This is a genomic window from Vibrio brasiliensis LMG 20546, assembly GCF_000189255.1.
GTDB lineage: Bacteria > Pseudomonadota > Gammaproteobacteria > Enterobacterales > Vibrionaceae > Vibrio > Vibrio brasiliensis.
Genome location: NZ_AEVS01000035.1, coordinates 82,284 through 108,865, shown reverse-complemented (window position 1 = coordinate 108,865; position 26,582 = coordinate 82,284). Strand labels below are relative to the sequence as shown.

Here is a 26,582-nt window from a genome sequence, read left to right as displayed (position 1 = left end):
AGCTATAATTGTAAATGAGGGGTTGGAGTCATGCGCCGATCCGATTTATTTCATATGTAGTTACATAACTGGTACTTTAGTGCTTTACATCTGACGCTATACGATGAACACTTCCTCTCGAAATTTATACGCAAGCCGACCTTGTAGAGTCAGTAGGAAATTATGAACAGCACCAGCCAAAAAAAGTCGAATCCTCTATTCGAGATCTTATTTAACGTTGTCATCCCTTCATTCATTCTGATGAAGTTCAGTGGTGATGAACATCTGGGAACCGCGATGGCACTGGTTGTTGCTCTGGCATTTCCGATTGCTTACGGCGGCATGGATCTTGTCCGCAACAAGAAATTCAATTTTATCGCAGCCTTGGGCTTTGTCAGCGTATTATTAACTGGCGGGATTGGTCTATTGGAGCTAGATACGCGTTGGCTAGCCCTTAAAGAAGCATTGATCCCAGGTCTTATTGGTTTGGCTGTACTGGTTTCAACCTTTACGCGTTACCCATTCATGCAAAAGATGGTACTTAACGACAGCGTACTAAACCTAGCCTTAATCACTGAGCGCTTAAAAGAGAATGGTAAATCGCAAGCTTTCGAGCGTTGTCTAATGTCATCGAACTATTTATTCGCCAGTACCTTCGCATTCTCTTCAGCAATGAACTATTTCCTTGCGACCTGGATTGTTACTAGTCCGGCAGGAACACCTGAGTTCAACGAAGAGCTAGGTAAACTCACGCTATACAGCTACCCGATTATTGCTATTCCAAGCATGTTGATGATGTTCGGTATTTTTTACTACGTTTGGCGTCAAATCCGCGCTATGACCTCACTGGAAACAGAACAGATTTTCCATACTAAGTAGTTTTTCTTTAGCCCCTGTAACAACGGCTGTTAACTAGGGGCTAACCGTTCTCTTGGCTTGAGCCTCAAGCCATTCAATAAATAGCTTTACCTTCGGCGAATGATTATCGGCAGAGGTCGCAACATAATACTTCTGCTTGCATAGCACTTGCGTGTCAGGAAATGGAGTCACTAACTCTCCTGAAGAGAGTCTGTCCTTTATCTGACTGTAGCGCCCCATTGCAACTCCAGCATTATTAAGTGCTGCGACCAACGCGAGGTCAGAACGATCAAAGCCGATACTTGAAATCCCTGAAACGTCGGCAATATGGTTCGCCTGTGCCCAACTGTTCCACTCATCTTGATTGGAGTCATACCCCCAGGCCTGATTGTCGTGAAGTAAGGTGACATGGCGCAGGTTTTCCTTTGCCGCATTGAGCTGATGTTTGTCAGCATACTCTCGGGTACAAACCGGGATAATGGTTTCCGACAGTATCTCTTTGCAGAACAGCTTTTCCGGCATGTGGTCATCGAAATAGATTGCGACATCAATACCGTATCCCTGAAAGTTTATCTTTTCATTACCTGTCAGGAGTTTAAGGTCGATGGATGGGTAATGCTCTTTAAATAAATGAATACGTGGTACCAGCCAACACTGAGCAAAAGAAGGTCGGGTATAGACAGTCAACGGCCCAGAGATATCGCCGCTTTTCACATCATGAATTTCCTGATTGAGATCGTTGAGCGTTCTTTGCAGGGATTGATAGATACGCTCCCCCTGCTCGGTCAGGGTTATCTTACGGTGAGTTCGGGTAAACAGTCGGACACCAATCTCATGTTCAAGCTTATTGATGCGATGGGATATAGCACTGGGTGTGAGAGAAAGTTCTTCAGCCGCTAAAGAGAAAGAACAGTGTCTCGCCACCACTTCAAAGGTATGGAGCTTGGCAAGCTGAAAACTATTTATTCGGCTCTGCTGACTGAATAAATTCTCTTTCGTATACATATCGAAACTCTTGTTGATCTAAAACATCTGCCTTGATGCACTATTTTAATTCATTCACATGAAACAAATAACAACATGATAAGAAAAATCTATTAAACCGCCATCACATCACACCTTTGTTTTAATCTGGTTCATGTAAAGATGAATATTGATCGTTTGTCAGATGTGCAGCAGTTCTGTGTAATGTACTCATTGATAACACCGCTGTCCGACACAATTACAACAAGGGCTTATGATGACAACTCACACTGAACTGCTTATTGAGCAATATCCTTTAGTCAAAGAGCTTATCGAACTTAAAGAGGTAGCTTGGTTTAACCCTGCTATCACAACTCTTGAGCAAGGCTTGCCTTACGTTGGACTCGCTGCCGCTAATATTCAAGACGCCAGTGACAGGCTCACTCGGTTCGCTCCTTATCTTGCTAAAGCGTTTCCAGAAACTGCGCCAACAGGAGGAATCATTGAATCTGACGTAGTCACCATCGCCAACATGCAGACTCAACTTGAGCGCCAGTACCATACTCAAATAGCAGGACGCCTTCTTATTAAAAAGGACAGTCACTTACCGATCTCTGGTTCAATTAAAGCTCGGGGTGGTATTTATGAAGTACTGACACATGCAGAGAAGCTAGCGATTGAGGCTGGACTGCTAAGCGAATCTGACGATTACAGTCAGTTGTTTAGCGAAAAGTTTCGCCATTTCTTTCAACAATACAGTATTGCGGTTGGTTCAACAGGTAATCTGGGGATGTCTATTGGCATCATTAGCGCCAAGTTGGGTTTCTCGGTATCAGTTCATATGTCGGCTGATGCGAGAGAATGGAAGAAAGCCAAGCTTCGCTCTCATGGTGTAACTGTCGTCGAGTATGAACAGGACTATGGTGCGGCGGTCGCTCAGGGGCGAAAAGAGGCAGAAAACGATCCTAACTGTTTCTTCATCGATGATGAAAACTCTCAAACCCTGTTCTTAGGCTACTCGGTTGCCGGGGAACGCTTGAAACAACAATTCACACAACAAGGTATCCTAGTCGATGCAGAGCACCCGCTGTTTGTCTACTTACCATGTGGTGTCGGTGGTGGCCCTGGTGGTGTTGCCTTCGGCCTGAAAATGGCCTTTGGTGATCATGTCCACTGCCTGTTCGCCGAGCCCACCCACTCCCCTTGCATGCTGCTTGGTGTTCATACTGGTCTGCACGATGAAATCTGTGTTCAGGATATCGGTATTGACAATATTACCGCCGCGGATGGCCTTGCGGTTGGTCGGGCATCGGGTTTTGTCGGGCGAGCAATGGAACGGCTATTAGACGGCTACTTTACCGTCTCTGATCAACGTATGTATCAGTTACTCGGCCAATTAAGCGAGTTGGAAGATATTCAACTGGAACCTTCTGCTTTAGCTGGAATGCTGGGGCCAGTGGTAGTGACCAACAACCATGAATATCGCCAACGAATGCAGTTCGACGACAAAGTAATGAATAATGCGACTCATCTGGTTTGGGCCACAGGCGGAGGAATGGTTCCAGACCAAGAAATGCGCAGCTATCTAGATGCTGCTCACAGGGTAGAAATGTAACGTTAATCTATCATGGCGCTGTGCTGGCGCCATTAGCAACTTAACCGCGCTTCAAGACAGGAAGGACTTCCGCTGTTTCATTATCCAGCATTTCTAACACTGCCTGAAAGCCATAGGCAGGAGCCCAATCCAACAGCTTCTGAGCAGCCGATGAGTCATATATCCTATCAAGCCTGGACGGCAACACCCAACCACACCGTTCAAATACTTCTGCAACCTCGGGACAAACTTGTCTAATGACACTGCTGGCATCGCTATAGAGAAGTTCACAATCACTACGACTAAACGGCGTGGCCCCGGAAACAATAAAACGATTGAAACCGGTTAAACGCTTTTCTATTGCTTGCAAATGGGCCGTCGCTACATCTCGCGCATCGATACCTCTTGTCAGACGATAAAGCGCCATTAAGTCTGCCGATTCAGGAAAACAGCGCGACATTTGCAACACGGTCACCGGAAGGCCGAACAGATGTGAAATCTCTTTTAGTTTCGCCTCAGCGGCGATCTTGCTTCGGTGGTAAACCGACTTAGGCAAAGGTGCGACTCGTTCATCTATCCAACCCGCAATTCCATCTGGCGTAGATGCATGACCATACAAAGCCGTGGTACTGGTGAAAACGAACTGCTCGACTCCGGCTTTGATGCCTTCTAGAGCGAGTTGCTCTGTGGCATCAACATTAATCGACTGAAACTCATCGTCTGTCAACAAGCCAACATGCGGCGCATGTAAAGCGGCGGTATGAACAATAACATCGACTCCCGCTAGAGCTTGCTTAACCATTTCACTGTCGCGAATGTCACCAATATAATCAGCGGTAGAGCAAGGGATTTTGTCGATCCCCACAACATCGTGAGTTCTCATTAATTTCACGTAAATCGCACGGCCCACTCTGCCTGCTGAACCTGTAACTAATACTTTCATCACATTCCCTTGTCGCCGATGTCGAGAAATATCAAAAATAAGCCCCGTGAATAATATGAAATCCAATCATATTTGCACATTCTGATATCAGTGCTAGTTTCAATTATGAACAAACGTGATAAGGAAAACTATGAAACATTATATTGGATTAACGTTAGTTGGGGCACTAGCGCTTGCTGGATGTCAGTCTACCTCAATGACTTCAGAAGAGTCAGCTCTGGTGAAAAACGTTTGTAGAGCCGGCGACGACGCAGATGATAAATCAAGTAGCTGGGACGCTTACAAACAGTCAATTATGGACTGTGGTGGATTTGAGATTTTCACCGAAGACATGGTTGAAGGCATGACAGTTACCCGTACCAACAAAAAAGGCAAAACACGGGTCTATACCTTTAATCCAGATGGTAGCGGAATGTTCGTCGGTAGTAAGGGCAATGAAGCTATTTCCTGGAGTCTAACTCAAGATGGGTATCTCTCTATCATGTTCGATCAAGACGGTTGGACCGTAACCTGGGCACTATTGGCAGAAGCAGGACAATACTGGGCAGTTAAAATCTACGACCGTGATGCCAACGACACGGAGCAATATCTGTGGAGCTCTAGCCTAAAAGTAGAGCCCACCAACATGAATGACGGTTAAGGCTGAAAACTATCGCTTTAACTCACATAACTTAGCTGCAAGCCGAACCAAGCCCGCCTCATTCTTAGCGGGCTTTCTTTATTGGGACACACGCTTTTAGTAGGGACACACGCCTTTAGTTAAGGGGACACACACCATTAGTTAAGAGGACATACACCATAAAGAGTGAAAATAGGATGAGTTGTTGATGCCTATGCCAGAGGTTCGATTATAAAGGCTTGCTGCCGATTGGTGACTTTCTTACGCTCAAGAGATTGTTGACTACCAGAGACAAAAAATGACAACCGCAAGAAGGCACCAAATATGTGTCGACGCCACTCCTTATTACCACTGCGTGTCCCGCTGTGTTAGACGCAGTCTCTTATGTGGCGTAGATCCCCTGACACAAAAAAGCTATGAGCATCGTCGAGTCTGGATCAAACGCAAAATGCTGGCACTAACACATGTGTATTGCATCGACATCTGCGCCTACGCCATTATGAATAACCATTATCATCTAGTTCTGCATATCAATCGAGACAAAGCGCAAAAGTTATCTGCCAGAGAGGTTATTGAGCGCTGGCAGCTAGCGCACAAACTTCCGAATCTCGTGACTCGATGGTTAGACGGACAACTCACCTCTAATCCAGAAATTGAAGCATGCATGGCAATCGTAGAGTCGTGGCGAGAAAGACTGTGGAGCCTGAGCTGGTTTATGAAAGAGCTCAATTTTGACATTGCATGCCAGGCTAACAAAGAAGACGAATGCAAAGGGCACTTTTGGGAGAGTCGCTATAAAAGTCAGGCACTGCTTGATGAACAAGCACTTATTGCCGCCATGGCGTATGTTGACTTAAACCCCTTAAGGGCAGGCATAGCAAAAACTCCGGAAGCTTCAGATTATACCTCTATCCAAGCAAGGCTGGATGCTTTAGATAAACACCAAGAAACTGCTCCTTGCCTTCATCCGTTTATAGGTACCGCTACCAACAAATATCTTGATGGTATTCCTTTCCGACTGATGGATTACATCGAACTTGTCGACTGGAGTGCTCGCCAATACCGAGAAAACAAAGCCAACTTGAGTGTAAATGTGCCGCCAATATTACAAAGACTAAAGATAAATCAATTGAAATGGCTTGAGGTATGTACAACGTTAGAACGTAAACGCAGCACAGCTGTTGGTTGTTCTGCAAGTGCCATACATGCCAAATTCGCATTGAACCGGAGGCGAATCAATCTATTCCGATTAGATAGCTAATCCACAAACACAAATCAACCAGGTTCGAATACATTCTCACTAGACCGAGCATTCGCTTGGTTACATCTATTCTTTGGCTTTCATATCCAAGACCATAAACCCTACAAACACTGCTCAGAAAAACTGAATCAATCACTAAATGAGATTAATAGAGCTACTGTGAGCTCAACTTCCCTTGTCAACGGTATGTATTATTGCGACTGTCCTTTTAAAACTTTTAAAAGAAGATGGCAGGACACACATTCTAAGAATGAGAGGACATACGCCTTAAAAAAGAGGCGCACGATGTAGTTGCGAGCATTCAGAACGACGAAAGCCCGCTGATTTCTCAGCGGGCTTTCTAAATGTGGCGGAGAGATAGGGATTTGAACCCTAGATACGCTATTAACGTATGCCGGTTTTCAAGACCGGTGCTTTCAACCACTCAGCCATCTCTCCGTTGCGTGGCGTATATTAGGTATTGCCCTGCCACTTGTAAAGCACTAATTCGCCTTCTATGTTTTAAGTGCTGAGAAACTAAACAGTTTTCACGCCACTAGGGCGCGTTTTATAGCTCTAGAAGTCAAAACCCTTGGTGTAAATACTCTATTACAGACATTACAATAAAATAGTGTTTTATTTATAAACACCTGTTTTAAAAGTAAAAAAGACACTTTCTAGACAACAAGTGTACGCCCGAAAGTAATTGCACAATAGTGTGAACTGTTTCAAAATTACGGAATTAACCGAGTAACGTGATCTATTTCTGAGGTTTTCATGAAAGTCGCTGACTTATTTAAACATCGTGGTGAATCAAATTCTAAACAGCATTCTGAGTTTATGCAGTGGATGGCTCCAACTGTGCGCGAATACTGGGGTGAAATTGTTAACAAGGCTCATAACCGCCACCTGTTTACACGTCTGCGTGATTTTCATATCCCTGCAGTGAATGACGAGTTACAGACTCCGATTGAGACGCCAAAGCCTCAGCAGCCGCAACCTATCGAGATGAAACCAGAGGCACAAAAAGTGTTTGTTGAGTTGCAGTCTAAGATTGGTGAAGTCATTCATACTGGTGATTGGCTAGATATCTCGCAAGAACGCATCAACCAGTTTGGTCAGGTGACTGAAGATATGCAGTGGATCCATACAGATCCAGAGCGCGCGGCGACTGAATCACCATTTAAAACAACGATTGCACACGGTTTCCTTACTTTGGCACTGCTGCCAAAACTGACTGACAGTGTTGACCCAGACAACAACTTGTTTCCGACAGCTAAGATGGTTGTCAACATTGGTCTTAATCAGGTTCGTTTCCCTTACCCTGTGAAATCAGACAATCGCGTGCGTGCGGTAAGTACTCTTTCGAAAGTCACGCCAATCCGCAAAGGGTTAGAAATTGAGCGTGAAATCAAGGTAGAAATTGAAGGTGTACGCCGCCCGGGTGCTGTTGTTACATCAGTAATTCAACTTCACTTCTAAGCAAAGTTTCAGCTTATACAAAAAAGGATACCGCGAGGTATCCTTTTTTAGTTGTGCTCGTTAGCGACTATTTGCTCATTGTGTAGCAGCGTTCTAGTTGGTAATCGTCACCATTTTTCGCTGTGTACTCTTTCTCTTCCGTACACGCTCTTGGCTTGCCTTTTTCATCACCTTTAACCAGGCTGATCCAGTGACGCATCGCCGCGATTTCTGTCATTTCAGTTGGGAACATAGTGCATGTTTCAAGCTGGATATCTTCAATATCGATTAGCTCAACGCAGCCAGTACCTTTATGGTTGCCGAATGTTACCTCTACGTGGCTACCTGTACCGTCACGGAACAGAATTGACGCTGGGTCTTCCTTTTCACCCGTGTAAGCAACAAAGTGTTTTGAATGCTTCAGACCACTGTGGCTACCATCTTTGAAGTAAGCCATAACGTGACGGTAATCAATTACGTAAGCTGTTACTTCTTTATGTGAACCATTCTCTAGTGGGAACAGACGGTCTAGCAGTTGCTTAGCGTTCTGTTGTTTTTCCATCGCTTGATTAGCGTTTATCGTCTCTACCGCGAAGACAGCTTCAGCGATAAATGGCATGTTTTGATCTTGGATTTCAGTCTTATCGATTGTCAGCATGTTCATAGTGTTTCCCTCGCGGATATTTCACAACTTATTTGTCCTTGAGCAAATATTTCAAATTCCCATTCCGTTGCTGTGTGAATTTGTGACTTTGCTTACTTTCTATACTAGTGATTTTTTGACTACAATTTCACAACAAAAATTTTACAGTGTGAATTTTACAAAATGCCAGTGTCAAAAAGCTTAATTCGTCAGTCTCATTTTTTAGGTACTAAGATAAGAAATCTTAGGAAACGCAACCACTTAACGATGGAAGATCTCTCTGCGCGTTGTATAAGAGTCAACCCTGAGTACGCACCTTCGGTTTCTTACTTATCGATGATTGAGCGCGGAAAACGGGTTCCTAGCATCGATATGTTGGAAGTGATCGCTGAAGTTTTTCAAAAAGATCCCGCCTGGTTTCTTGACGATGAACCTGAACAGGCAGACATCACACCGGATAAAGGCAATCGCGGCGGGATCAGTGGAATGGCACTGGAACCGAGCTTTTTGTTCTCGAATGATATTTTACAGATCGCGATTCCCGAGATGCTTTCTCAAACTGGTATTACTGGCCGCCAGTTCGCCCATCTACTTATTCGTGCACATCAGGAAAGCAATCAAAACCACTTCCCTGATTTGGAACGTGCAGCTGAAGAAGTTGGCTTAAAGCGACTTAACCTCTCTGCTGAAGATTTGATGGATATTGCTCGTAGCCTTGGCTTAACCATTCGCTGGATCTCAAGGCCACCAAAAGATGTTGTCGATGAGCTGGGTGTGAGTGCAAAACAGGTAGTGACATCGTTTTTTGAACCGCCGGGTACCATTTTTCTTAATGAGATCCTTAAACACTACCCAACTCGCCTTAAATACGATTTGGCTGTCTACATCGGTCATTGTGTTCTGCACAGTAAAGAAGGACTAAAAAGTGTGCTCTCTGTTGGTCATGCCAACAGTTGGGAAGAAAACAGCCTGTCTACGCCAACTTCAGAGCTTAACTCACAAGATATTCTTCAGGCATGGCGAGACTTCGAGTCGAGCTTCTTTGCCGGAGCGCTACTCTGCCCTAAAGTCCCATTCAGACAGTTACTCGACCGTAGTGGATATGAAATTGATGTGCACTTGAAAGCGGGCGTATCTCCATCTGTGGCTATGCGTCGAATGACGGTCGTATCCCCTTACCCACACTGGCATTACTTTGATGCTTATGGTCAAAACAAACTCAAAGCGGTTTACCGTGGTAATGGTATCCCTCTGCCTTGGGGTAATATGCGTAAAGTTAATGACCCTTGTCAGCACTGGGCGGTATTCCGTAAGCTTTCTGAGCCACAGCAAGGGAGCTCAGCTCAAATTTCAATACTCAATGTCGGTGATGAGCCTCGAATCTACTGTTGTGAGTCGGTCAATATGACAGACCCCGCGGGTAACAACCGGGTACTATGTGCTGGGATTGATTTGAATCCAGCCATTGATGCACAGGGCGGAAATTCGCTAGAAATTGCTGAGGAGCTTAAATCATTGTGTGTCAGCAATGGAGGAAGTGCTGCAATTCCTCGCTACATGCAAAAAGAGTTCACTACAATTGCTAAGATTCTTAATATCAACTGGATCGAGCGTGGTATTGAGTCAGATGCGCGAGTGATTTGTTCTCGTGGTGCAGTGTGTCCGCGTAAACCAAGTTGCTATAATGGTTGTCAGGACGCTGGCTAAACTCTCGTCCTGCAATTGCACGATTTCCTAGCTATAGAAAGAAAAAAAGCCAATCACAATAAGGGTGATTGGCTATATATATGTGTGAACAATAATAAGGTTCACTAACAACGTCAGTTGGCTAGGTGACCCTCGGCTTAAGAAGGGTCATTACCTATAAAGCAGAATGCGTGCCAACTTTTAAAAGTACTAAAAATCTTTGTTTTTGCTTATTTCATAACCTAATTCATAAAAACTAAGCGCATAATGGATTTTCATTTTGCAAATCGCAACATAATGCGAATGTATGAAATTGCATTTTGCAACTTAAATACTCTCACCAAGCTCAATCCGATAACCAAGATCGATACTTGGCTGCCAGTCTGTCGCTCCTTTTAATCGTTCGATTAACTGTGTCGCGGCCACATGACCAATCTGTTCACGTGGTGTCATTACTGTTGCAAGTTTTGGAATCATCGCCTGACTAATGTCATGTCCGTGAAACCCGGCAATCGCCATTTGTTCCGGGACGCGAATTCCTCTTCTCTGGCATTCATACAGCGCACCAATAGCAAGGTCATCATTGGTACACACGATGCCGTTGACATCCGGGTGCTGTTCGACGAGCTGACCTAACAATTTCGCACCTAATGTAAACGACGAGGCATCTTCAGTCTGCAAGCTTACAGTCTCTAGCCCCGCTTCTGACATGGCCTGTTGATATCCAGCCATCTTTAGACGAGTACGCTCATCCATACGCGCCGCAAAATAGGCTATGTTGTTACGCCCTTTAGCCAATATTGCCTCGGTCATCGACTTTGATGCTTTAGCGTTGTCGAAACCGACAGCCTGCTCGATTCGGGGTGAATAACTGTCCATGATTTCGATAATGGGAATCGAGGCAGTCTGGAGCATTTTGCGCGCTTTCTCGGTGTGAATGTTTTCCGACAGGATGATCGCATCAACGTTATACGATAGCAGGGAGGCGATGCTGCGTTCTTCCAGTTCTGCGCTATAACCATAGTGAGCAATCATGGTTTGATAACCAGCAGGAGTGGTTACAGACTCAATACCACGAATCACTTCCGCGAATACTTGGTTCGTCAATGACGGCACAAGTACACCTATTGCATTCGATTTAGCGTTGGAAAGTATGTCCGGTGCTCGGTTGGGAATGTAACCCAGCTCTTCAACGGCTTGATTAATCTTGTCTTTAAGAGTCTTGGACACTTGCGACGGGTCACGTAAACAGCGACTCACCGTCATCTTAGTTACGCCCACCCGGTCAGCGATATCTTGTAAGGTCGGTCTTTTTTTCTTATTAGCCATGACTGAGTTTCTATACATCTTCCATTTTGTGTTACTGGTAACATAGTACCTTTGTAAGGATATTTTTTTGTTGTTGAAGATAACAAAAAAGCGTTCACAGTTATGTGAACGCTCTGTTTTCATACACGGATTTGCTTTCTTGGCTCTAAGCTCCAGTTTAAATGGTACTTATTGGCTTCATCGTCATCCACCCGCGAGTAGCTATGAGCGCCAAAATAGTCCCGTTGTGCCTGCAGTAAGTTAGCCGGGAGAGTCTCGCAACGAAGAGAATCAAAATAGTTCAGGGCCGAGCTGACCCCTGGCATTGGTACTCCTGACAATGCCGCATTCGCCACACTTGATCGCCAGCCACAACAACGGGAATTAAGTTCATCAGCAAAATGGTCGGCAAACAGCAGGTTCTCCAACTGAGGATCACGACAATACGCATGAGTAATTTCTTGCAAGAAGATCGCGCGGATAATACAGCCAGAGCGCCATATCTTCGCGATATTGGCAAAGTCGAGCTGCCAGCCTTCTTTATCCGAAGTCACTTTTAATAAGTCAAAACCTTGGGCATAAACCGTCAGCTTGGCACAGTAAAGCGCGTCGCGAAGTTGATCAACTGCCTGTTGCTGATCGATGTCTGCCAATGAGTCGGTTTGAGTACGTAAGCGCTTGGCAGCATTAACACGCATAGTTTTCTGGCTGCTCTGAGCTCGTGCAAACACAGACTGAGCAATCGTCGGTGCCGGCGCTCCCTGCTGAAGAGAGTTAACCGCTGTCCATAAACCGGTTCCCTTTTGGCCTGCTTTATCCAGTACAATTTCAACAAAAGGTTTACCCGTTTGCGGATCGAGGGTTTGCAGAATATCAGCGCTGATTTCCATCAGATAACTGTTGAGAACACCTTGATTCCATTGTTCGAATACTCGGCCAATCTGCTCAGCAGACATGGCTAACACGGTCGACATAAAATGGTACGCTTCACAAATAAGCTGCATATCGGCGTACTCAATGCCGTTATGTACCATCTTCACATAGTGCCCAGCGCCTGCAGGGCCTAAGTAAGCAGCGCAAGCTTCGCCAGACTCAAACTGTCCGACAGGCAAACCCTCTTTATTAACCTTGGCAGCGATCGCCTGCCACATGGGTTGAATGGCATCCCACGCCTGCTTGTCTCCACTCGCCATCAGTGAAGGGCCGAACCTCGCCCCAACTTCACCGCCAGAAACGGCGGTACTGAAAAAGCGCAGCTTACCCTGATATTCATCCTCGCGTCGCTCACTATCCGTCCAAAGGCTATTACCGGTATCAATGACGATATCATCGCGGCTTAACCCAGCATTAATCAGGTCTTTGATCAGCGAATCTACAATTGCGCCCGCTGGAACAGAAAGAGCAATAACCCTTGGAGATTCAAGCTTGGCTAATACCTCAGCCAGACTTTCGGCACATAGAAACCGGCCCTTACCTTGTTGTTGCGACAGTGGCTCTGCCTCTGATTTCGCTCTGGCTCGATGAGTTGGATCGATATCGAATCCTGTGACGATAAAGCCATGATCGATAAGATTTAAAGCCAGGCTTTTACCCATCACTCCCAAGCCAATCATGGCGATGTTTGCCTGACTCATAATGATCTGGCCTCAATTGCGGTTAATGCTTGTTGCAGCACTTGTTCAACAGATTGCGCGATGTCGATATGCAGTGCTTCTTCAATACCTGGTTCAACAAGAGTGTCAAACTGGCTTCTTAACATCGCTTCACCATTAAAATAGTGGTTAGCGCGGTTCTTATGACGAGCCCATATGGTATCGAAGTCCCCCTTAAGATAAACAATCACCAGTGACTCATTATTGCAGCGTAGAATATCGCGATACTCAGGCTTTAATGCTGAGCAAGCAATCACCGCACACTCGTTGTCGACATAGAGCTTGTTAAGTGTGTCCAGCCAACCGCTGCGGTCAGCATCATCAAGAGGAATACCCTGACGCATCTTTTCGACATTCGCTTGCGGATGGAAATCATCGCCATCGTAAAAGGGTAACTTCAGTGACTTTGCCAGTTCACTACCTATCAGGCTTTTGCCGCAACCCGACACGCCCATTACTAAGATTTTTTTCGCTTTCATCGGACAATACAATCCTTAGCCTTCAACAGATACTGAAGGCTGTGAATTTCAAATTTGCTATACAGTTCAGTGGATTACTTCCACCACATTGCTAATTCTGGGAATACAATAACTAGGCCTAATACAAACACTTGCAGCGCGATAAATGGCAGCAGTGAACTAAAGATTTCGCCAAGGCTGATATCTTTAGGAGCGACAGATTTCAGGTAAAAAGCAGCCGGACCAAACGGTGGTGACAAGAATGAGACCTGCATATTGAGACAGAACACCACACCAAACCAGACAGGGTCAAAACCTAAGCCAGTAATAATTGGTACGAAAATCGGCATGGTAAGTAGCGCGACGCCTACCCAGTCAAGGAACATCCCCAGAACCAGTAGAATGACCATCATGATAAGTAGCGTACCGATGGCACTACCACCACTCAGGCTAAGAATCACTTCTTCAACAAAGTCGATACCGCCCATCAGGTTGTAGATTCCCACTAATGCGCTAGCACCGATACCAATCCACATGATCATGCCGCACGTTCTCATCGTCGCGATGGCACTCTCTTTCAGCATGGTGAAGTTCATTTCGCCTCGGATAACGGCTGATATCATGATTCCAACTACGCCCAATGCAGACGCTTCAGTGACCGAAGCAACGCCGGTGTATATGCTGCCTAATACAACCGCTACCGAAAGCAACGGGAAGAATAATGCTTTGAAGTAGCTAACTTGTGGGTCGTCATCGTCTTCACTGTCACCAGGAATTGGCGCTAACGCTGGGTTTAGCTTACAGCGAATCAGTACATAGGCGATGTAACAGCCAGCAAGAATAAATGCAGGCAGGAAAGAGGCTTTAAACAGGTCACCAATCGATACGCTCGCGGTCATACCATAAATAATAAGGACAATACTTGGCGGTAACATGGTGCCCAGAGCACCACCAGCACAAGTGGTACCGATCGCTAACTTACGGTCATAACCAAGACGTAGCATTTGTGGCAAAGCCAGAATGCCGAGCAGTACGGTTTCACCGCCAATCACCCCTGACATGGATGCCAGAAGAACTGCAACCATAAGAGTCTGAACGGCAACACCACCGCGTACTTTGCGCCCTACCGATTTCATCGCATCAAACAAGTCTTTGGCAATACCCGAGCGGTCCAGCAAAGCCGCCATCAATACGAACATCGGCACAGCGAGGAAGACATAGCCAGAAGCAAAGCTGTAAGTGCGACTAGCAATCAGTGGTAAGGCATCAGGGCCAAACCAGAATAAGGTAAAGAAGATTGCAACAAAGCCCGTGACAAAAGCGAGTTGCATACCAGTTAACAGCAGGCCGATCATCATGACCAGCATTAGTACACTGCCCCAGGCAATACCTATCGAGGATAAATCAAACATTATCATTGTTCCTTAGCCCCATGATTTCCTGAATCAGGTGCAATACAAACTGGACAACAAGAATACACAAGGCAACAAAGATGATGCCTTTCAGTAGCGCGGGATAAGGTGCGTTAAGCACTGATCCCGACGTTTCTAAACGTAGTTCACCCCATGGCGTAAACCATGCTTCATTCGCTAATGAATAGGCCGCATAAGCGAGCATGCCCGCAAAAGCCAGCCCGACAATGTGATGGACTAAATTGAGGTATTTTCGGGTACGTGATGACACTGCATCGTAAATAAGTACCACTCGAACGTGCTTATTGGCCGCAAAAGCATAGATACCGCCAACGATGAACAGAGAGCCCCCAATAAAGGAAGCCGTTTCATGCACCCAGGTCGTCGGGGCATCGAACGCATAGCGCATCACCACTTCGTAAAAGGAGATCAGAACCGTCACGATAAATAGCCAGCTGAGCAGATTGCTGATTTTGATGATCGCACGATCAAGAATGTTACGTGGCTGCTCTTCCGGTTCTGGTGGGGTATGCGGCATTTTATCAGTCATAACAAGATGTCCAAAAAATTGGAGGGCACGAGCCCTCCATAGAGAAGCAAAGCAGAAATACTCGCTGTTAAACTATCGGTTAAAGCAGGCCATTAGACTCAAGGAACGTCGTCACAGAGTCGTATACCTTTTGTGCATTTGGCGAACGTTCAGCAAATACTTTCCATTGAGTCTTAGCGATTTCGCGGAATTTCTTACGCTCTTCGTCAGACCAGTTGTGAATGGTGATATTTGGGTTAGCCTGCGCCTCTTTCACCGCAGCCTGATCCGCCATCTTCAGCTGTGTCGTCATATCGTATGAGAAGTCACGTACTGATGTTTGCAGGATTGTTTGTAGATCCTCTGGCATCTTGTCCCACTTCTTCTGCGAAATTGAAATGTCGATCAGTGGCAGGGAATGGAATCCAGGCTGAACCGGGTGGGTAGCGATATCATTCATGCCCGCTTTTTGGTTAGTTGAAAATACCGTGTAGTCAGCTGCGTCGATTACACCTTTGCTCAGACCTGTGAATACTTCAGAACCCGGTAGGTTAACTGGTGTCGCGCCCGCAGCAGCAAATACCTGTTGTACCAGACCTTCAGGAGCACGAAGCTTAAGACCTTTCAGATCATCGACACCATCGATTGGCTTCTTAGAGATAAATGATTCAACACCCGTCGTAGATGCGCCAACAAACTTCACGCCGTAAGGAGCGTAAAGCTCAGTCATTAACTCATTACCACCGCCGTAGTTCATGTATTGCAGAAGCTGAGTAGTATCAGACCATGCACCCACCATGTTACCAATCAGGCCGAATGCTGGATCTTTACCTGAGAAATAGCCCGTTGCGGTTACCTGACCGTCAAGGATACCCATTTTGATAGCGCCCAATGTCTCTGTGTGTTTAACCACTGAACCTACAGGTAACAGGTCAATTTCGATACGACCGTCAGACATTTTTTCCACGCGCTCAGCCCAGTTCTGCTGAACCTTGTAGTTTAAGTCTCCAGATGGATCCGACGACTGAATCTTAAGGTTAAAATCTGCTGCAAGTGCAGACACAGAGAATAGACCGGTGATGGTGGTTGCAAGCAGAGTTTTAGTCATCGCTTTCATAATGAGGGGTATCCTTTATTTGTTTCAGTTGTCCAATTAAGCCTAAATGACTTTTGGTTGACTACCGGATGTAATTCTTATGTTACCGGTAACTTTAACGAGATGTTACCGGTAACAAGCAACCGTTTACCATGACGAGTATCACAATTGTTAATTGTGATAATGAGAATTTAATAATGAACAAAATAAATGTGAACTTGCCCACATCAAGGTGGGCAAGTGAATAACTAATAAGAGGTAGGAAAAATTAGTGCTTGCGGAATACCCACACTGGGCCGATAAGTAAAAACTGAAGATCTTCAAAGAAAGAAGGCTTCTTGCCCTCAATTTTATGACCGATAAACTGGAACAACCACAGCACCGCAAACAACACCAGCGATACCAGCAACACGGACAACTGCAGTATTTCCAGCGACCAAATAAGCGAAATACATGCAAGGGTAAATCCCAGCATCATTAAAAATACACTCAGCGATAACCTGAAATAGAATACCATCACTGGTAGCGCAGCAAGCCAAACCCAGTTAAGGGTCAAACCAAACAGATGAATAGGTGGAATTGACCAAATCAATCCCACCACTGATAGAAAGATGCCAGGAACGGCAACCTTATGAATTTTTTGGTTAATGGGGTTCTGATGACTCTCACCATACTCACTTAACCACTGAGCAAGATCCTTCATACTCGTATACCTAATAAACTCCTTTACTATTTCTATAGCATGGGTTTACCAGCATTGCAGCGGTAAAATCTCTTTTTGTGAGAACTCTTTAGCTCTGACGACGTTTTTCTTCGTACATTCTGCTATCAGCAAGCTTGAACATCTCTTCTATATCTTCGAAAGCCGGATCATAAATAGCGTATCCCACACTAACCCGAAGATTGATAAGGTGTTGGTCGTAAATAACTGGCGTATGACAAACTGCTTTTTGTAGTTCGATATTAATCACATCAATATCGTCGCTACTTTCAATTCTCGGAAGCAAGATTAGGAACTCATCTCCCCCCATCCGAGCAACGACATCAGAAGCTCTAAGAACGCTCTTCAAACGCTCTGCGGTTGCAATCAGGACCTTATCGCCCGCAGCGTGTCCGTAGGTATCGTTAATTGCCTTAAACTTATCCAGATCGATATTGAGAATGGCAAATGAGTCACTACTTGCACTCTTTTTCACGGCATTAAAGTGTTCACCAAAGGTGTACATAAAGTAACGACGATTCGGTAAGCGAGTCAGTTCATCATGTAAGGCTCGATCATTCGCGGCAGTGTAAAGTCGATAAGTAGCGATAAATGCCAGTACCAACATGATGATCATCGGATAACCAAGCAATCTCACAGCGTGAACACGGTACCACTTACCACTATCCAATAAGTCATTTTTGGTAGATGCCGCTATTTGCCAGCTTCCATAAGGAAAGTGAACGGATTCAGATGCAAAAGCCTGATCAAAAGTGGTTTGGTAACCATAAAATATCTCGCCATCTGCCCCGGAGCTGTCTGTGCCACGAATAGCAAGGTTATAGCGATGCTCAAATGAAGCGATACCCGCCTCAGAAAAGAGTGAGTCGAGAGAAATCACGACACTACATACACCCCAATACTTAGTGTTGTATGGAGGATCAGAAAAAATGGGTACTCGCGCGATAAGAGCCCGGCCTCCCTGCACAAGGTTAACTGGCCCGGATATAAAGATCTCTTGGATTTCCTGAGCTTTTTTAACCGAGCGCCATTGGCTCGGAATATTGCGATAATTAAGTCCTAAAACAGCTTCATTACCTTCGAGAGGATAAACATAGTCCACCACATCGTCTGGAGCTAATCCTAACAGCTGGACATGATTACTCTTACGCATAATGCTTGATGCGATCAAATCCCAGCCTGAGAACTCAAAATCAGGAGCCGATGCGACTAATGCTGAAAGGCCATTGGCTACGTAAATATCAGAGACAATCGCAGCTTCTAGTTCTGAGCGAACAATGGACAACTCTTCTTTGGCACGCGCAAGCAAACTATCACGCAAAAAGGTCTTCTGGCTCTGATCAATAGACTCAATCAGCCCAACGAAAAATATAAAGGTCATCAAAAACAGCGCATTAATATAATGCTGCCTGCCCTTATGATAGGCCATTCATCCCCCACAACTACTCACATCTACTTGAGCGAACTTAGTCCCAACGAACTAGATTTCAATGCCTGCAAGCGTTAATTATTATTAAAATTAGTTATATAAAAAGTACATTAAATCGCTCGAAACTTCACCAATTAACTACAAATATATTATTAAAACAGCTGATTTATTTGCACCCTATCGAACAAACACCCTCTTCAAGTGGCAAAAATAGCCGTTTAGCACTCTTGTTCCAGACAAGAAGTGATAATGACCTCAACACTTATGTAGCGATAATGTAAGTATTCAAATATTACTCATATCTGACCATTAGCTTACATTTGAGTAAGCAATACCTGATATCCTGCCATAATATCATCACATCACTTTGTAAAGGTTAGACCATGCATAAGAAGCTCTTAGGGCTATGCCTCGGCGTTGTCCTTTCTCACACATCTGTCGCAGCAACCAATGACACGAGCTTCGAAGCATCGGCAGATGTGATTCGTAATACCTACGAAAGCCAGCTCTACACACTGCCCGCTTTCAAAGAAGGCCATTATGGTTTGCGTATGTATCGTCAGACTCTGGATGACAAATACTCGGCTGCGGTGTGGAGTGACATGGCTCGTGTAGCGAGTCGACTTAATAGGTTTGCCGCAGAAGTAAATACCCCTGAACAAATCCTGCTTTACTCAGAAAAGCGTCTCTCTGGGTATGTCGATGAAACGGATGAGAGAAGTGTCAGGCGTTATAACGTCACCAAACATATGCCAGAGTATCTCTATCTCGGCGTTGACCTGCTCGGTTCAATGGCGCGTGCGAATGAATACGGCCTAAAGCACAAACAAGACGCGAAACTGCGTGAAGTGATTCGTCGCTATGATTTCAAGAAGTATGCCTCGGATGAAGAGATGATAAAGGCGTGGGCGGCTCAACTAGCCAACCAGGTCTACTGGCTAAGACAGCTTGGCGAGCAAGACGTAGTTAATGAATTTACCACTGCATTTAAACAAGCTTATCCAGATGTCCAAGATAAAAAGCTATCAAAACAGCAGTATGGCAACAAACTCTACGGTATGACTCACATCATCTTTGGTGATTCAGAGTACTATCAACATCAGGTTAGTGAACAGCAACACCAGTGGATCTACGACTATTTCCGCCGCAATATCGACACGATTCTAATTCGAGCAAAAGAAGACGTTATTGCCGAAGTTGGCATTACCTTCTTACTTGCGGGTCTGGAAAATGACCCTGTGGTAGAAAAAACCCGCTATGCAATCCAGAAATCGATCAACCTCGACAAGGGGATGATTCCGTCCGTAACTGGCGATTTCGATATAACTTATGGGGAGCACCGCAACGTGCTTGCTATCATGTTGCTTGACTGGCAGAAGGTCAACGAAGCTCCTACGGTGAAAGGACAGCCAAAAGTATTCTCCAACCTACCTTATGGCCTTGTGCCACAATAACACCACATTCGGTACAGCCCTGCTCGTCAGGGCTGTTTTTCGCCATCCAATATTAAAGCGAGCCAGCGCACGAAAATTTCAGAAACTGATAGATTTATTTATTATAAGTACATCATGTTCCATAACGATTCCAACTTACTGATAAACATCACATTCCGTCAATAATCCATCATAATTAATAATTTACGCATTAATACAGTGGCTTATATATGCGTCAAAATTCATTATAAAGACTTTCCTTCGCCCCAGATAAGAAACTCATTTCACATAAATATATGAAGAACCTGAATTTTGCAAAATTTATGGCTGCTTCAGACTTTAAAATTTCTTCTAGACTTTGCTTGAGGGACTATGTGCAAAGGATAACTACTATATGCCACAATTTGCTGGACGACAGATTGCTGAAATGGCCGATATCAGAGCGACTCGTAAGAGTAAGCTGGTATTGCTGTGTTCTGTCATATCGGTTCTTATCCTGATTGGCTATAGTGTTTTGAGATTCGCTACTCATGATTACTTCTTTGCTTCGATTAACTTGTTCTCAGCAACTGTACTTACCCTCAACCTCTACTACTTGTTCAAACATCAACGCAACAACCATTGTGATTTAATTTTAAGTGGTATCCTGCTTTTCCAAGGTGTGTTGCTGATTCTTTACGGTGATCATGTCGCTGACCGTTTACTGTGGCTCTATCCCATTGTTGCTGTGCTTATCTTTGCTAATAACTTCAGAGTTGGCGCTATATTAAGCTTTGGCTTTTGTACAGTGACTCTACTCGCGGTGCTTTTTACTCAGACGGTGCCTTACAATACTGATGCTTCGCAAGGTCGGTTTGTACTTAGCTTACTCGCACTTTGTATACTGTGTAACGTAGCGGCTTATTATTACTCCAAGGTAATGAAGTATGTTCAGGAGCTTTATCAGGAAGGTATTGAAGATCTGGCCTACCTGGATCAACTGACAGGTCTCGCCAACCGATGGAGTTTTGAAAACTGGGCTGCAGGAAAGCTTGAAGAGCAGAAAAGTAGCAATAAGGTCACGGCAATGGTGTTCCTTGATATCGATAATTTCAAGTCGATAAACGATACCTACGGCCATGACGTGGGAGACCGCGTTTTGCAACATCTCGCTAACCGTCTGAAAAATAATATTCGTAACAAAGACCGACAAACCGACCGCCATGATTACTCAATTGCTCGATTTGCCGGCGATGAGTTTGTGCTTTTATTGTATGACGTGAATTCAATTAAGGACTTAGAAGGCATCCTGAAACGTATATGCCATCTATTTTCTGGCAACTATCAGTCAACAGAGCGTATCAATGAATTGACAGTGAGCGCAGGCGTTGCGTTATACCCTCAAGATGCAGCCACCCTGCCGGAGTTAACGCGCTGCGCAGACAAAGCGATGTATGCCGCTAAACACAAGGGAAAGAACCAATATAGATTCTACCGTGGGGATTACACTTCACCTCTTAGTAGTCATGATAAGGCGGACTTAGCGAGTGTTACTCCCATAAAAAAGTTTAACGGGTCATGTACATAAGCCATAGCGATAGCGCCATGACTACCAACATCCATGCGGCATAACGGACTGTATTAGGTTTATCACGTTTTGGGGTCACTACCGGGCGCAGCGCCGCCGCTTTCGCAGCTCGAGCAGTTGCAGCGATAGTTCCTCTTTCGACTTCCTCTTCACGACGCTTTTGCGCTTTTTGTGCAACTTTACCGAAACGGTGAAGTTGATCTGCCGTTAACTCCTTACTTGGATCGTAACGACTATGGGAGTCAGTGTGTTTTGGTACAACAGCCATAAGCACCTCCTCTCAGCTGAATATCAATTCTAAGTATAGCCAATAGTTACACTAATAAAACTGATAATAACTGACGTTAAATTCGGAATTTTCGATTATTTATTTAAACCTTCTGGCCTCATTGGCCTATTTAACAAGCAGCAAGTTATATGCCAGCACATAACTCAGAGGTAAGGGATTGATTTTATTTAACAATGGAAAAAGTTAATGTCAGGTGGCAGTCACTGTCGCAATTTGAGTGTCATATTGAACAGGCCTGAGTAACACTGAGGATACATCAGGCCATGATTGATTAGCTCAAATATTCACAAAGATAAGCCGTTGCAACAGCGACTTTAAGATCAAATGAAGAGTCACTTTCTACGTTAAAAGATGATCCCGCTTCATAAGTTACCCACTCCTGCTCGCCTGCCAGCTTAACGGTAAGTGCACCTTTAACCACAGTCATACGCTCAGCAGCCGCAGTACCAAAGGTATACTCACCAGGTGCCATCACACCAACACTCGACTCACCGTCTTGCTGAGAAAAACCTAACGACTGTACTTGTCCTTCAAAATAGCTGTTTGCTTTGATCATTTCATTCTCCGTGGATATTTCGTCATAGAAGCAAAGTCCTTGTTTTATAGGAATTACTTAAAGTCAGCAACTAATATCCAGATGCAGAGCCCAGTGTTTAAGTGGATTATCCACTACCTCATAACAAGTAAACCAAGATTAAATCTGGCAATCTACAAACCACTAAGAGAACTATCTACAAAAAAATAGAAATCCAAATTTAACCTCCATAATGGAACCAGCATCGCCAGGTCAGCTAAACTTTAGGTAATAGACCAGTTTTCGTACATTAATATTTGGGCAGAGGTTCAAAGATTAACAAAGCAATATCATGTTACGCTCTAAACCTTTGCAAGCTTAATGCTGTATTCATCTCAAAAGCGACGACCTGCTGTTATGACTAAGAGTTCTGCCATAAAATCCGCCGCTGCCATCGTCTTTGTATTATTAGCACTTGGCTTTGCCAGCCTGCTTTACTTCAGCTATCAGGACTATATTCATCCAAAACATGTTTATGGTCGATGGATTGAAGTCGGTGCACCTCCGTATCAAACCGAAGTCCTAACCCTGAACGCACAAGGGGTTTATCGAAACAACAGATTAATCGCGACTAACTTTGAGTTTGATGGTAAACGGGTGACGGTCAAAACAGGTGGTGGCAAGTCTGTTTATCAGATTGCGGGGACATTCGATTCTCCACAACTGAGACGTTTGGAACCCAACAGCCCTACTCAGCGGTTCATCAAAGAAGGATTTGAGAATACGATTGATATGCAAGGAGGCGGTTCAGCGAAGAATCGCCGCGCCGCCCTTTCTGACCATTTTGGTAATAAATAGCCCTCTACCCCGTGAGCACCATTCCCTCTGGGTGCTTAACTAAGCTTGGTTCTGGACGCGCCAGCATGTAAGCAAGTGTCAGTGGTCCGATTCGGCCTATCACCATTACAACTATCATGATGTATTTACCCGGCTCCGATAACTCCGCTGTCAGACCGGCTGTCAGACCAACAGTGGCAAACGCAGAGATAGTTTCAAACATTACTTTGTCAAAGCTAGCCTGCTCAGTAATCATCAGTAAAAACATCGCAATAGTCAGAATCGCGCCGCTAACGACTATGATTGCCAATGATTTGGTCACAACTGGCCAGCCAACGGTACGCTTGAACATGACGACATGTTTTTTCTGACGCAAGAAGCTCCATGTTGCGACAAAAGCAACAGCAAATGTGGATACCTTGATGCCACCACCAGTTGATGTTGAACCAGCACCGATTAACATCAAGATGATCATTACGAGTAAGGCAGGTTGAGTAAACTGGGACAAGTCGACACTATTAAAACCTGCAGTCCGGGCACTTGCTGACTGGAAAAAGGCCGCCAGCCACTGACCCGAAGGAGCGAGTTCCGCCATGGTATTGGGGTTGGTCTTCTCTAGTAACCAAAACAATAGCGTCCCCAGCATAAGTAGCGCAGGAGTGGCAACTAACATGATTTTTGTGTGCAATTGCAAACAACGAAATCCACCTCTCCAGTTACTCGAAACATCACCTACCACAGTGAATCCTAAACCGCCAAAAATAAACAGTGCAGCCAGAGTAAATATCACCAACGGATCATCAACAAAGCTCATCATGCTGTCAGAAAACAACGCAAACCCAGCATTATTAAAAGCGGAGATAGCGTGAAATAAAGCATAAAACAGCCCTTGTCCCCAGCCCATTTCCGGAACCCAACGAACAGCAAGAACAATAAAACCAATCATCTCAGCGATGCAGGCAAAAATGATGATGCGTTTTACCAGCAATCGAAGGTTTACTCTTCGATCCTGACCCAACGCATCTTTAGCCAGAGCTTGTTGCTTCAACGTAAGGCGAACACCAAACATATAGAGAAGGACGGCAGATAGAGTCATTTGACCCAATCCACCAATTTGCATTAGCAACATCAACAAGATCTTACCCGCCAAGGTAAAGTGCTGGCCGGTATCAACAACCCCCAGGCCTGTCACACTGATTGCGGAGGTAGCCGTAAACAGAGCGTCAGTAATCGAAAGCCCGGTGACAGAAAATACTGGCAACGTCAGCAACACCGCGGATGGCAAAAGCACACCAAGAAAGCTGAGTAGGATGACTCTTGGCTCAGAGCCCTTAGTCTGCTTTTGCTGCGCGTCTAACGCATAGAAAAGATCCCTGCGCTGAAACGGACTCATAACGAACTCAGCTTTCTAGATAAGGTCTCTCGTGGCCCGGCAATAATTATCAGATCACCAATCTCCAGAGTACGATCAAGTTCCGGTGCTTTAGTAATATCTGGTCCACGTTTGAAGCCTAAGACCTGTACTCCCTGCTCTTTACATAGGGCTAGGTCGCCCAGTGTTTTACCCAGTAAGCGGGAGCCAACAACAATTTCCGTCATCGCCAGATCTGAACCTAACTCCTGAAACTCCAGGACTCGTCTATCAAGCATTTTGCGCGCAACTCGCACACCCATATCGCGCTCAGGCATGATCACGTGATCAGCACCGATCTTGTGTAAAATCTTGGAGTGCTTTTTATCGTTGGCTTTTACCCAGACATTTTTCACACCCGCTTCCTTTACCACCAAAGTGGTTAAGATACTGGCGTTGACGTCGGCACCAATTGAGACCATCACCATGTCATAGTCACTTAATCTAAGCTCTGCTACCGTTTCTTCATTGGTGCAGTTAGCAACTAAAGCCTGACTAACAAAGCCGGCTACCGCTCGAACTCGGTCTTCGTCAATATCAATCGCCAACACCTCTGCGCCAGCTTGCTGAAGTTCCTGACAAACGGAAAGACCAAAGCGACCTAACCCGATAACTGCATACTGTTTATCACCTGATTTCATGGTTTTACCTTAATGCATAACGACAAGATGTGGCAGTTTGCTCCTGACACGGTGAGGGATCAAACTGAATGAGAAATTCTGACACCTTTTTAACTTTAATCGCGGTATTCATTCCCGCCCCAGCACAAACCCACTAGTTTGGGTATAGGCAAACCCTTATACTTGTTCAACAACAGATAGAATTTGAGCTAAAAATGAACGAGTTAATCACACATTTGCCTCAACCACTGGCGACTCTGCTGCAAAGCTGGGACACCAATGTGTTGCTCATCACCGTCGCCAGCTTTTTCGCCTGGGTAACCTGGCGAATCGTTTACAGTCGACTCGAAATACTAGTCAGTAAAACCAGCTTTCATTGGGATGATCTCACCCTGCTGTCACTAAAAACTCCAGTCAGCACATTGATCTGGTGTTGGCCTGCGACCATTTCTCTCGGCTTTATCTTGCAAGACTATATGGGCACCAAGCTCAACTGGCTTAGCACCTTGAAGCTGATATTGGTTATTGGCATCTTTGTCTGGATCACGATGCGCTTGATTAACAACATCGAAGAGTACGTGCTTAACCAGAAAAATAGAGACGAGACAACCGTTCAAGCGGTTGCCAAAGTATCGCGGCTGTTCTTTATCGTCATAGGTGCATTAACCGTCATGCAGGCGTTTGGCCTCAGCCTGTCTGGTTTACTGACCTTTGGTGGTGTTGGTGGCTTAATTGTCGGTTTGGCAGCGAAAGACCTACTTTCTAACTTCTTTGGCGGAATGATGATCTACTTTGACCGTCCGTTTAAAGTCGGAGACTGGATTCGTTCTCCCGATCGTCAGATTGAAGGGACAGTCGAGAGAATCGGCTGGCGTATGACTATTATCCGCACTTTTGATAAGCGTCCGATTTACGTCCCTAACTCCGTATTCAGTAATATTGTGGTTGAGAACCCGTCCCGCATGCTCAACCGACGCATCAACGAAAATATCGGCATCCGCTATAAAGATGGCGCGAAGGTTGAAGTGATCGTTTCAGACATCAAATCGATGCTAGAGAATCACCCGGACATAGATGCCCAACAAACCTTGATCGTTAACTTTAACGGTTTTGCGCCATCGTCATTGACGTTGCTAGTCTACACCTTCACTAAGACGGTCAACTGGATTCGCTACCACGAAGTGAAACAGGACGTACTGCTGCAGATCTACGCCATTATTCAGCAGCATGGCGCCGACATCGCCTTTCCAACTCAGACGATTCAGCTCGATCCGCAACATGCCGGCGAAAGTGATGAGCAACCTAAGCTCATCAGCTAAC

The 26,582-nt window shown here is 45.1% G+C and carries 25 protein-coding genes and 1 tRNA gene; 10 read left to right on the top strand and 16 right to left on the bottom strand.

The window, feature by feature from the left end:
- The first annotated feature begins 162 nt into the window (after window positions 1-162).
- A complete protein-coding gene (locus RH46_RS06040) occupies window positions 163-858 on the top strand; it encodes a VC0807 family protein (protein ID WP_006878497.1) in 696 nt (231 codons plus the stop codon).
- 33 nt (window positions 859-891) lie between these two features.
- On the opposite strand, the gene dsdC is transcribed toward RH46_RS06040, so the two are convergent.
- Window positions 892-1,842 carry a DNA-binding transcriptional regulator DsdC gene (dsdC, locus tag RH46_RS06035; RefSeq protein WP_006878496.1) on the bottom strand — a complete coding sequence of 317 codons (951 nt, stop codon included), beginning with the start codon at window positions 1,840-1,842 and terminating at the stop codon, window positions 892-894.
- A 232-nt stretch (window positions 1,843-2,074) separates the two neighbouring features.
- On the opposite strand from dsdC, the gene dsdA reads away from it, so the two are divergent.
- Window positions 2,075-3,415: a D-serine ammonia-lyase gene (dsdA, locus tag RH46_RS06030; RefSeq protein ID WP_040895287.1), complete on the top strand. Its 1,341-nt coding sequence runs from the start codon at window positions 2,075-2,077 to the stop codon at window positions 3,413-3,415.
- Window positions 3,416-3,455: 40 nt separating this feature from the next.
- Here dsdA and RH46_RS06025 read toward each other — a convergent pair whose 3' ends face one another.
- Window positions 3,456-4,337 (bottom strand): NAD-dependent epimerase/dehydratase family protein, encoded by an 882-nt coding sequence (locus RH46_RS06025; protein ID WP_006878494.1) that lies wholly within the window; start codon window positions 4,335-4,337, stop codon window positions 3,456-3,458.
- Window positions 4,338-4,467: 130 nt separating this feature from the next.
- Between RH46_RS06025 and RH46_RS06020 the strand changes: the two genes are divergently transcribed.
- Window positions 4,468-4,977: a hypothetical protein gene (locus RH46_RS06020; protein WP_006878493.1), complete on the top strand. Its 510-nt coding sequence runs from the start codon at window positions 4,468-4,470 to the stop codon at window positions 4,975-4,977.
- A gap of 427 nt (window positions 4,978-5,404) precedes the next feature.
- Window positions 5,405-6,217, top strand: a complete 813-nt coding sequence (locus RH46_RS06015; protein WP_006878492.1) for a hypothetical protein — start codon at window positions 5,405-5,407, stop codon at window positions 6,215-6,217.
- A 347-nt stretch (window positions 6,218-6,564) separates the two neighbouring features.
- On the opposite strand, the gene RH46_RS06010 is transcribed toward RH46_RS06015, so the two are convergent.
- A tRNA-Ser gene (locus tag RH46_RS06010) sits at window positions 6,565-6,655 on the bottom strand.
- 318 nt (window positions 6,656-6,973) lie between these two features.
- Between RH46_RS06010 and RH46_RS06005 the strand changes: the two genes are divergently transcribed.
- Window positions 6,974-7,678: a MaoC family dehydratase gene (locus RH46_RS06005; RefSeq protein WP_006878491.1), complete on the top strand. Its 705-nt coding sequence runs from the start codon at window positions 6,974-6,976 to the stop codon at window positions 7,676-7,678.
- Window positions 7,679-7,745: 67 nt separating this feature from the next.
- Here the strand turns inward: RH46_RS06005 and RH46_RS06000 are convergent, their stop codons facing one another.
- Window positions 7,746-8,321: an aldolase/citrate lyase/malate synthase family protein gene (locus RH46_RS06000; protein ID WP_006878490.1), complete on the bottom strand. Its 576-nt coding sequence runs from the start codon at window positions 8,319-8,321 to the stop codon at window positions 7,746-7,748.
- A gap of 162 nt (window positions 8,322-8,483) precedes the next feature.
- On the opposite strand from RH46_RS06000, the gene RH46_RS05995 reads away from it, so the two are divergent.
- Window positions 8,484-10,007 carry a DUF3612 domain-containing protein gene (locus RH46_RS05995; RefSeq protein WP_006878489.1) on the top strand — a complete coding sequence of 508 codons (1,524 nt, stop codon included), beginning with the start codon at window positions 8,484-8,486 and terminating at the stop codon, window positions 10,005-10,007.
- 306 nt (window positions 10,008-10,313) lie between these two features.
- Here RH46_RS05995 and gntR read toward each other — a convergent pair whose 3' ends face one another.
- The 8 genes from gntR to RH46_RS05955 all read right to left on the bottom strand — a co-directional run bounded on the left by gntR (window position 10,314) and on the right by RH46_RS05955 (window position 18,591).
- Window positions 10,314-11,315: a gluconate operon transcriptional repressor GntR gene (gene gntR / locus RH46_RS05990; protein WP_071985900.1), complete on the bottom strand. Its 1,002-nt coding sequence runs from the start codon at window positions 11,313-11,315 to the stop codon at window positions 10,314-10,316.
- Between the two features lie 119 nt (window positions 11,316-11,434).
- Window positions 11,435-12,928: an NADP-dependent phosphogluconate dehydrogenase gene (gene gndA, locus RH46_RS05985; protein ID WP_006878487.1), complete on the bottom strand. Its 1,494-nt coding sequence runs from the start codon at window positions 12,926-12,928 to the stop codon at window positions 11,435-11,437.
- Window positions 12,925-13,425 (bottom strand): gluconokinase, encoded by a 501-nt coding sequence (locus RH46_RS05980; RefSeq protein ID WP_006878486.1) that lies wholly within the window; start codon window positions 13,423-13,425, stop codon window positions 12,925-12,927. Before RH46_RS05980 ends, gndA begins: the two co-directional genes overlap by 4 nt.
- A gap of 74 nt (window positions 13,426-13,499) precedes the next feature.
- The gene (locus RH46_RS05975) at window positions 13,500-14,816 is read right to left on the bottom strand and encodes a TRAP transporter large permease (protein WP_006878485.1); all 1,317 of its coding nucleotides are present in this window, start codon (window positions 14,814-14,816) and stop codon (window positions 13,500-13,502) included.
- Complete coding sequence (locus tag RH46_RS05970) at window positions 14,809-15,366, bottom strand: TRAP transporter small permease subunit (protein ID WP_006878484.1); 558 nt, start codon at window positions 15,364-15,366, stop codon at window positions 14,809-14,811. The genes RH46_RS05975 and RH46_RS05970 overlap by 8 nt, the downstream gene beginning before the upstream one ends.
- A gap of 79 nt (window positions 15,367-15,445) precedes the next feature.
- Window positions 15,446-16,462, bottom strand: coding sequence for a TRAP transporter substrate-binding protein (locus tag RH46_RS05965; protein ID WP_006878483.1), 1,017 nt, complete (start codon window positions 16,460-16,462; stop codon window positions 15,446-15,448).
- A gap of 247 nt (window positions 16,463-16,709) precedes the next feature.
- Window positions 16,710-17,144 (bottom strand): Mpo1 family 2-hydroxy fatty acid dioxygenase, encoded by a 435-nt coding sequence (locus tag RH46_RS05960; protein ID WP_006878482.1) that lies wholly within the window; start codon window positions 17,142-17,144, stop codon window positions 16,710-16,712.
- 88 nt (window positions 17,145-17,232) lie between these two features.
- Window positions 17,233-18,591, bottom strand: coding sequence for a diguanylate cyclase (locus RH46_RS05955; protein ID WP_006878481.1), 1,359 nt, complete (start codon window positions 18,589-18,591; stop codon window positions 17,233-17,235).
- Window positions 18,592-18,974: 383 nt separating this feature from the next.
- Here RH46_RS05955 and RH46_RS05950 point away from each other — a divergent pair, with 383 nt between their 5' ends.
- Together RH46_RS05950 and RH46_RS05945 are read left to right on the top strand one after the other, a co-directional pair.
- Complete coding sequence (locus tag RH46_RS05950; RefSeq protein WP_006878480.1) at window positions 18,975-20,045, top strand: DUF3541 domain-containing protein; 1,071 nt, start codon at window positions 18,975-18,977, stop codon at window positions 20,043-20,045.
- Window positions 20,046-20,418: 373 nt separating this feature from the next.
- Window positions 20,419-21,591, top strand: a complete 1,173-nt coding sequence (locus RH46_RS05945) for a GGDEF domain-containing protein (protein ID WP_006878479.1) — start codon at window positions 20,419-20,421, stop codon at window positions 21,589-21,591.
- On the opposite strand, the gene RH46_RS05940 is transcribed toward RH46_RS05945, so the two are convergent.
- Together RH46_RS05940 and ppnP are read right to left on the bottom strand one after the other, a co-directional pair.
- Window positions 21,572-21,859: a hypothetical protein gene (locus RH46_RS05940; RefSeq protein WP_006878478.1), complete on the bottom strand. Its 288-nt coding sequence runs from the start codon at window positions 21,857-21,859 to the stop codon at window positions 21,572-21,574. The genes RH46_RS05945 and RH46_RS05940 overlap by 20 nt on opposite strands.
- 292 nt (window positions 21,860-22,151) lie before the next feature.
- Window positions 22,152-22,436 (bottom strand): pyrimidine/purine nucleoside phosphorylase, encoded by a 285-nt coding sequence (ppnP, locus tag RH46_RS05935; protein WP_006878477.1) that lies wholly within the window; start codon window positions 22,434-22,436, stop codon window positions 22,152-22,154.
- A 375-nt stretch (window positions 22,437-22,811) separates the two neighbouring features.
- Between ppnP and RH46_RS05930 the strand changes: the two genes are divergently transcribed.
- Window positions 22,812-23,252, top strand: a complete 441-nt coding sequence (locus tag RH46_RS05930) for a DUF2850 domain-containing protein (protein WP_006878476.1) — start codon at window positions 22,812-22,814, stop codon at window positions 23,250-23,252.
- A 4-nt stretch (window positions 23,253-23,256) separates the two neighbouring features.
- Here RH46_RS05930 and RH46_RS05925 read toward each other — a convergent pair whose 3' ends face one another.
- Together RH46_RS05925 and RH46_RS05920 are read right to left on the bottom strand one after the other, a co-directional pair.
- Window positions 23,257-24,624, bottom strand: a complete 1,368-nt coding sequence (locus tag RH46_RS05925) for a TrkH family potassium uptake protein (RefSeq protein ID WP_006878475.1) — start codon at window positions 24,622-24,624, stop codon at window positions 23,257-23,259.
- On the bottom strand, window positions 24,621-25,283 hold the full coding sequence (locus RH46_RS05920; protein WP_006878474.1) for a potassium channel family protein: 663 nt from the start codon (window positions 25,281-25,283) through the stop codon (window positions 24,621-24,623). The genes RH46_RS05925 and RH46_RS05920 overlap by 4 nt, the downstream gene beginning before the upstream one ends.
- 194 nt (window positions 25,284-25,477) lie before the next feature.
- Here RH46_RS05920 and RH46_RS05915 point away from each other — a divergent pair, with 194 nt between their 5' ends.
- Complete coding sequence (locus RH46_RS05915) at window positions 25,478-26,581, top strand: mechanosensitive ion channel family protein (protein ID WP_006878473.1); 1,104 nt, start codon at window positions 25,478-25,480, stop codon at window positions 26,579-26,581.
- Window position 26,582 lies beyond the last annotated feature (1 nt).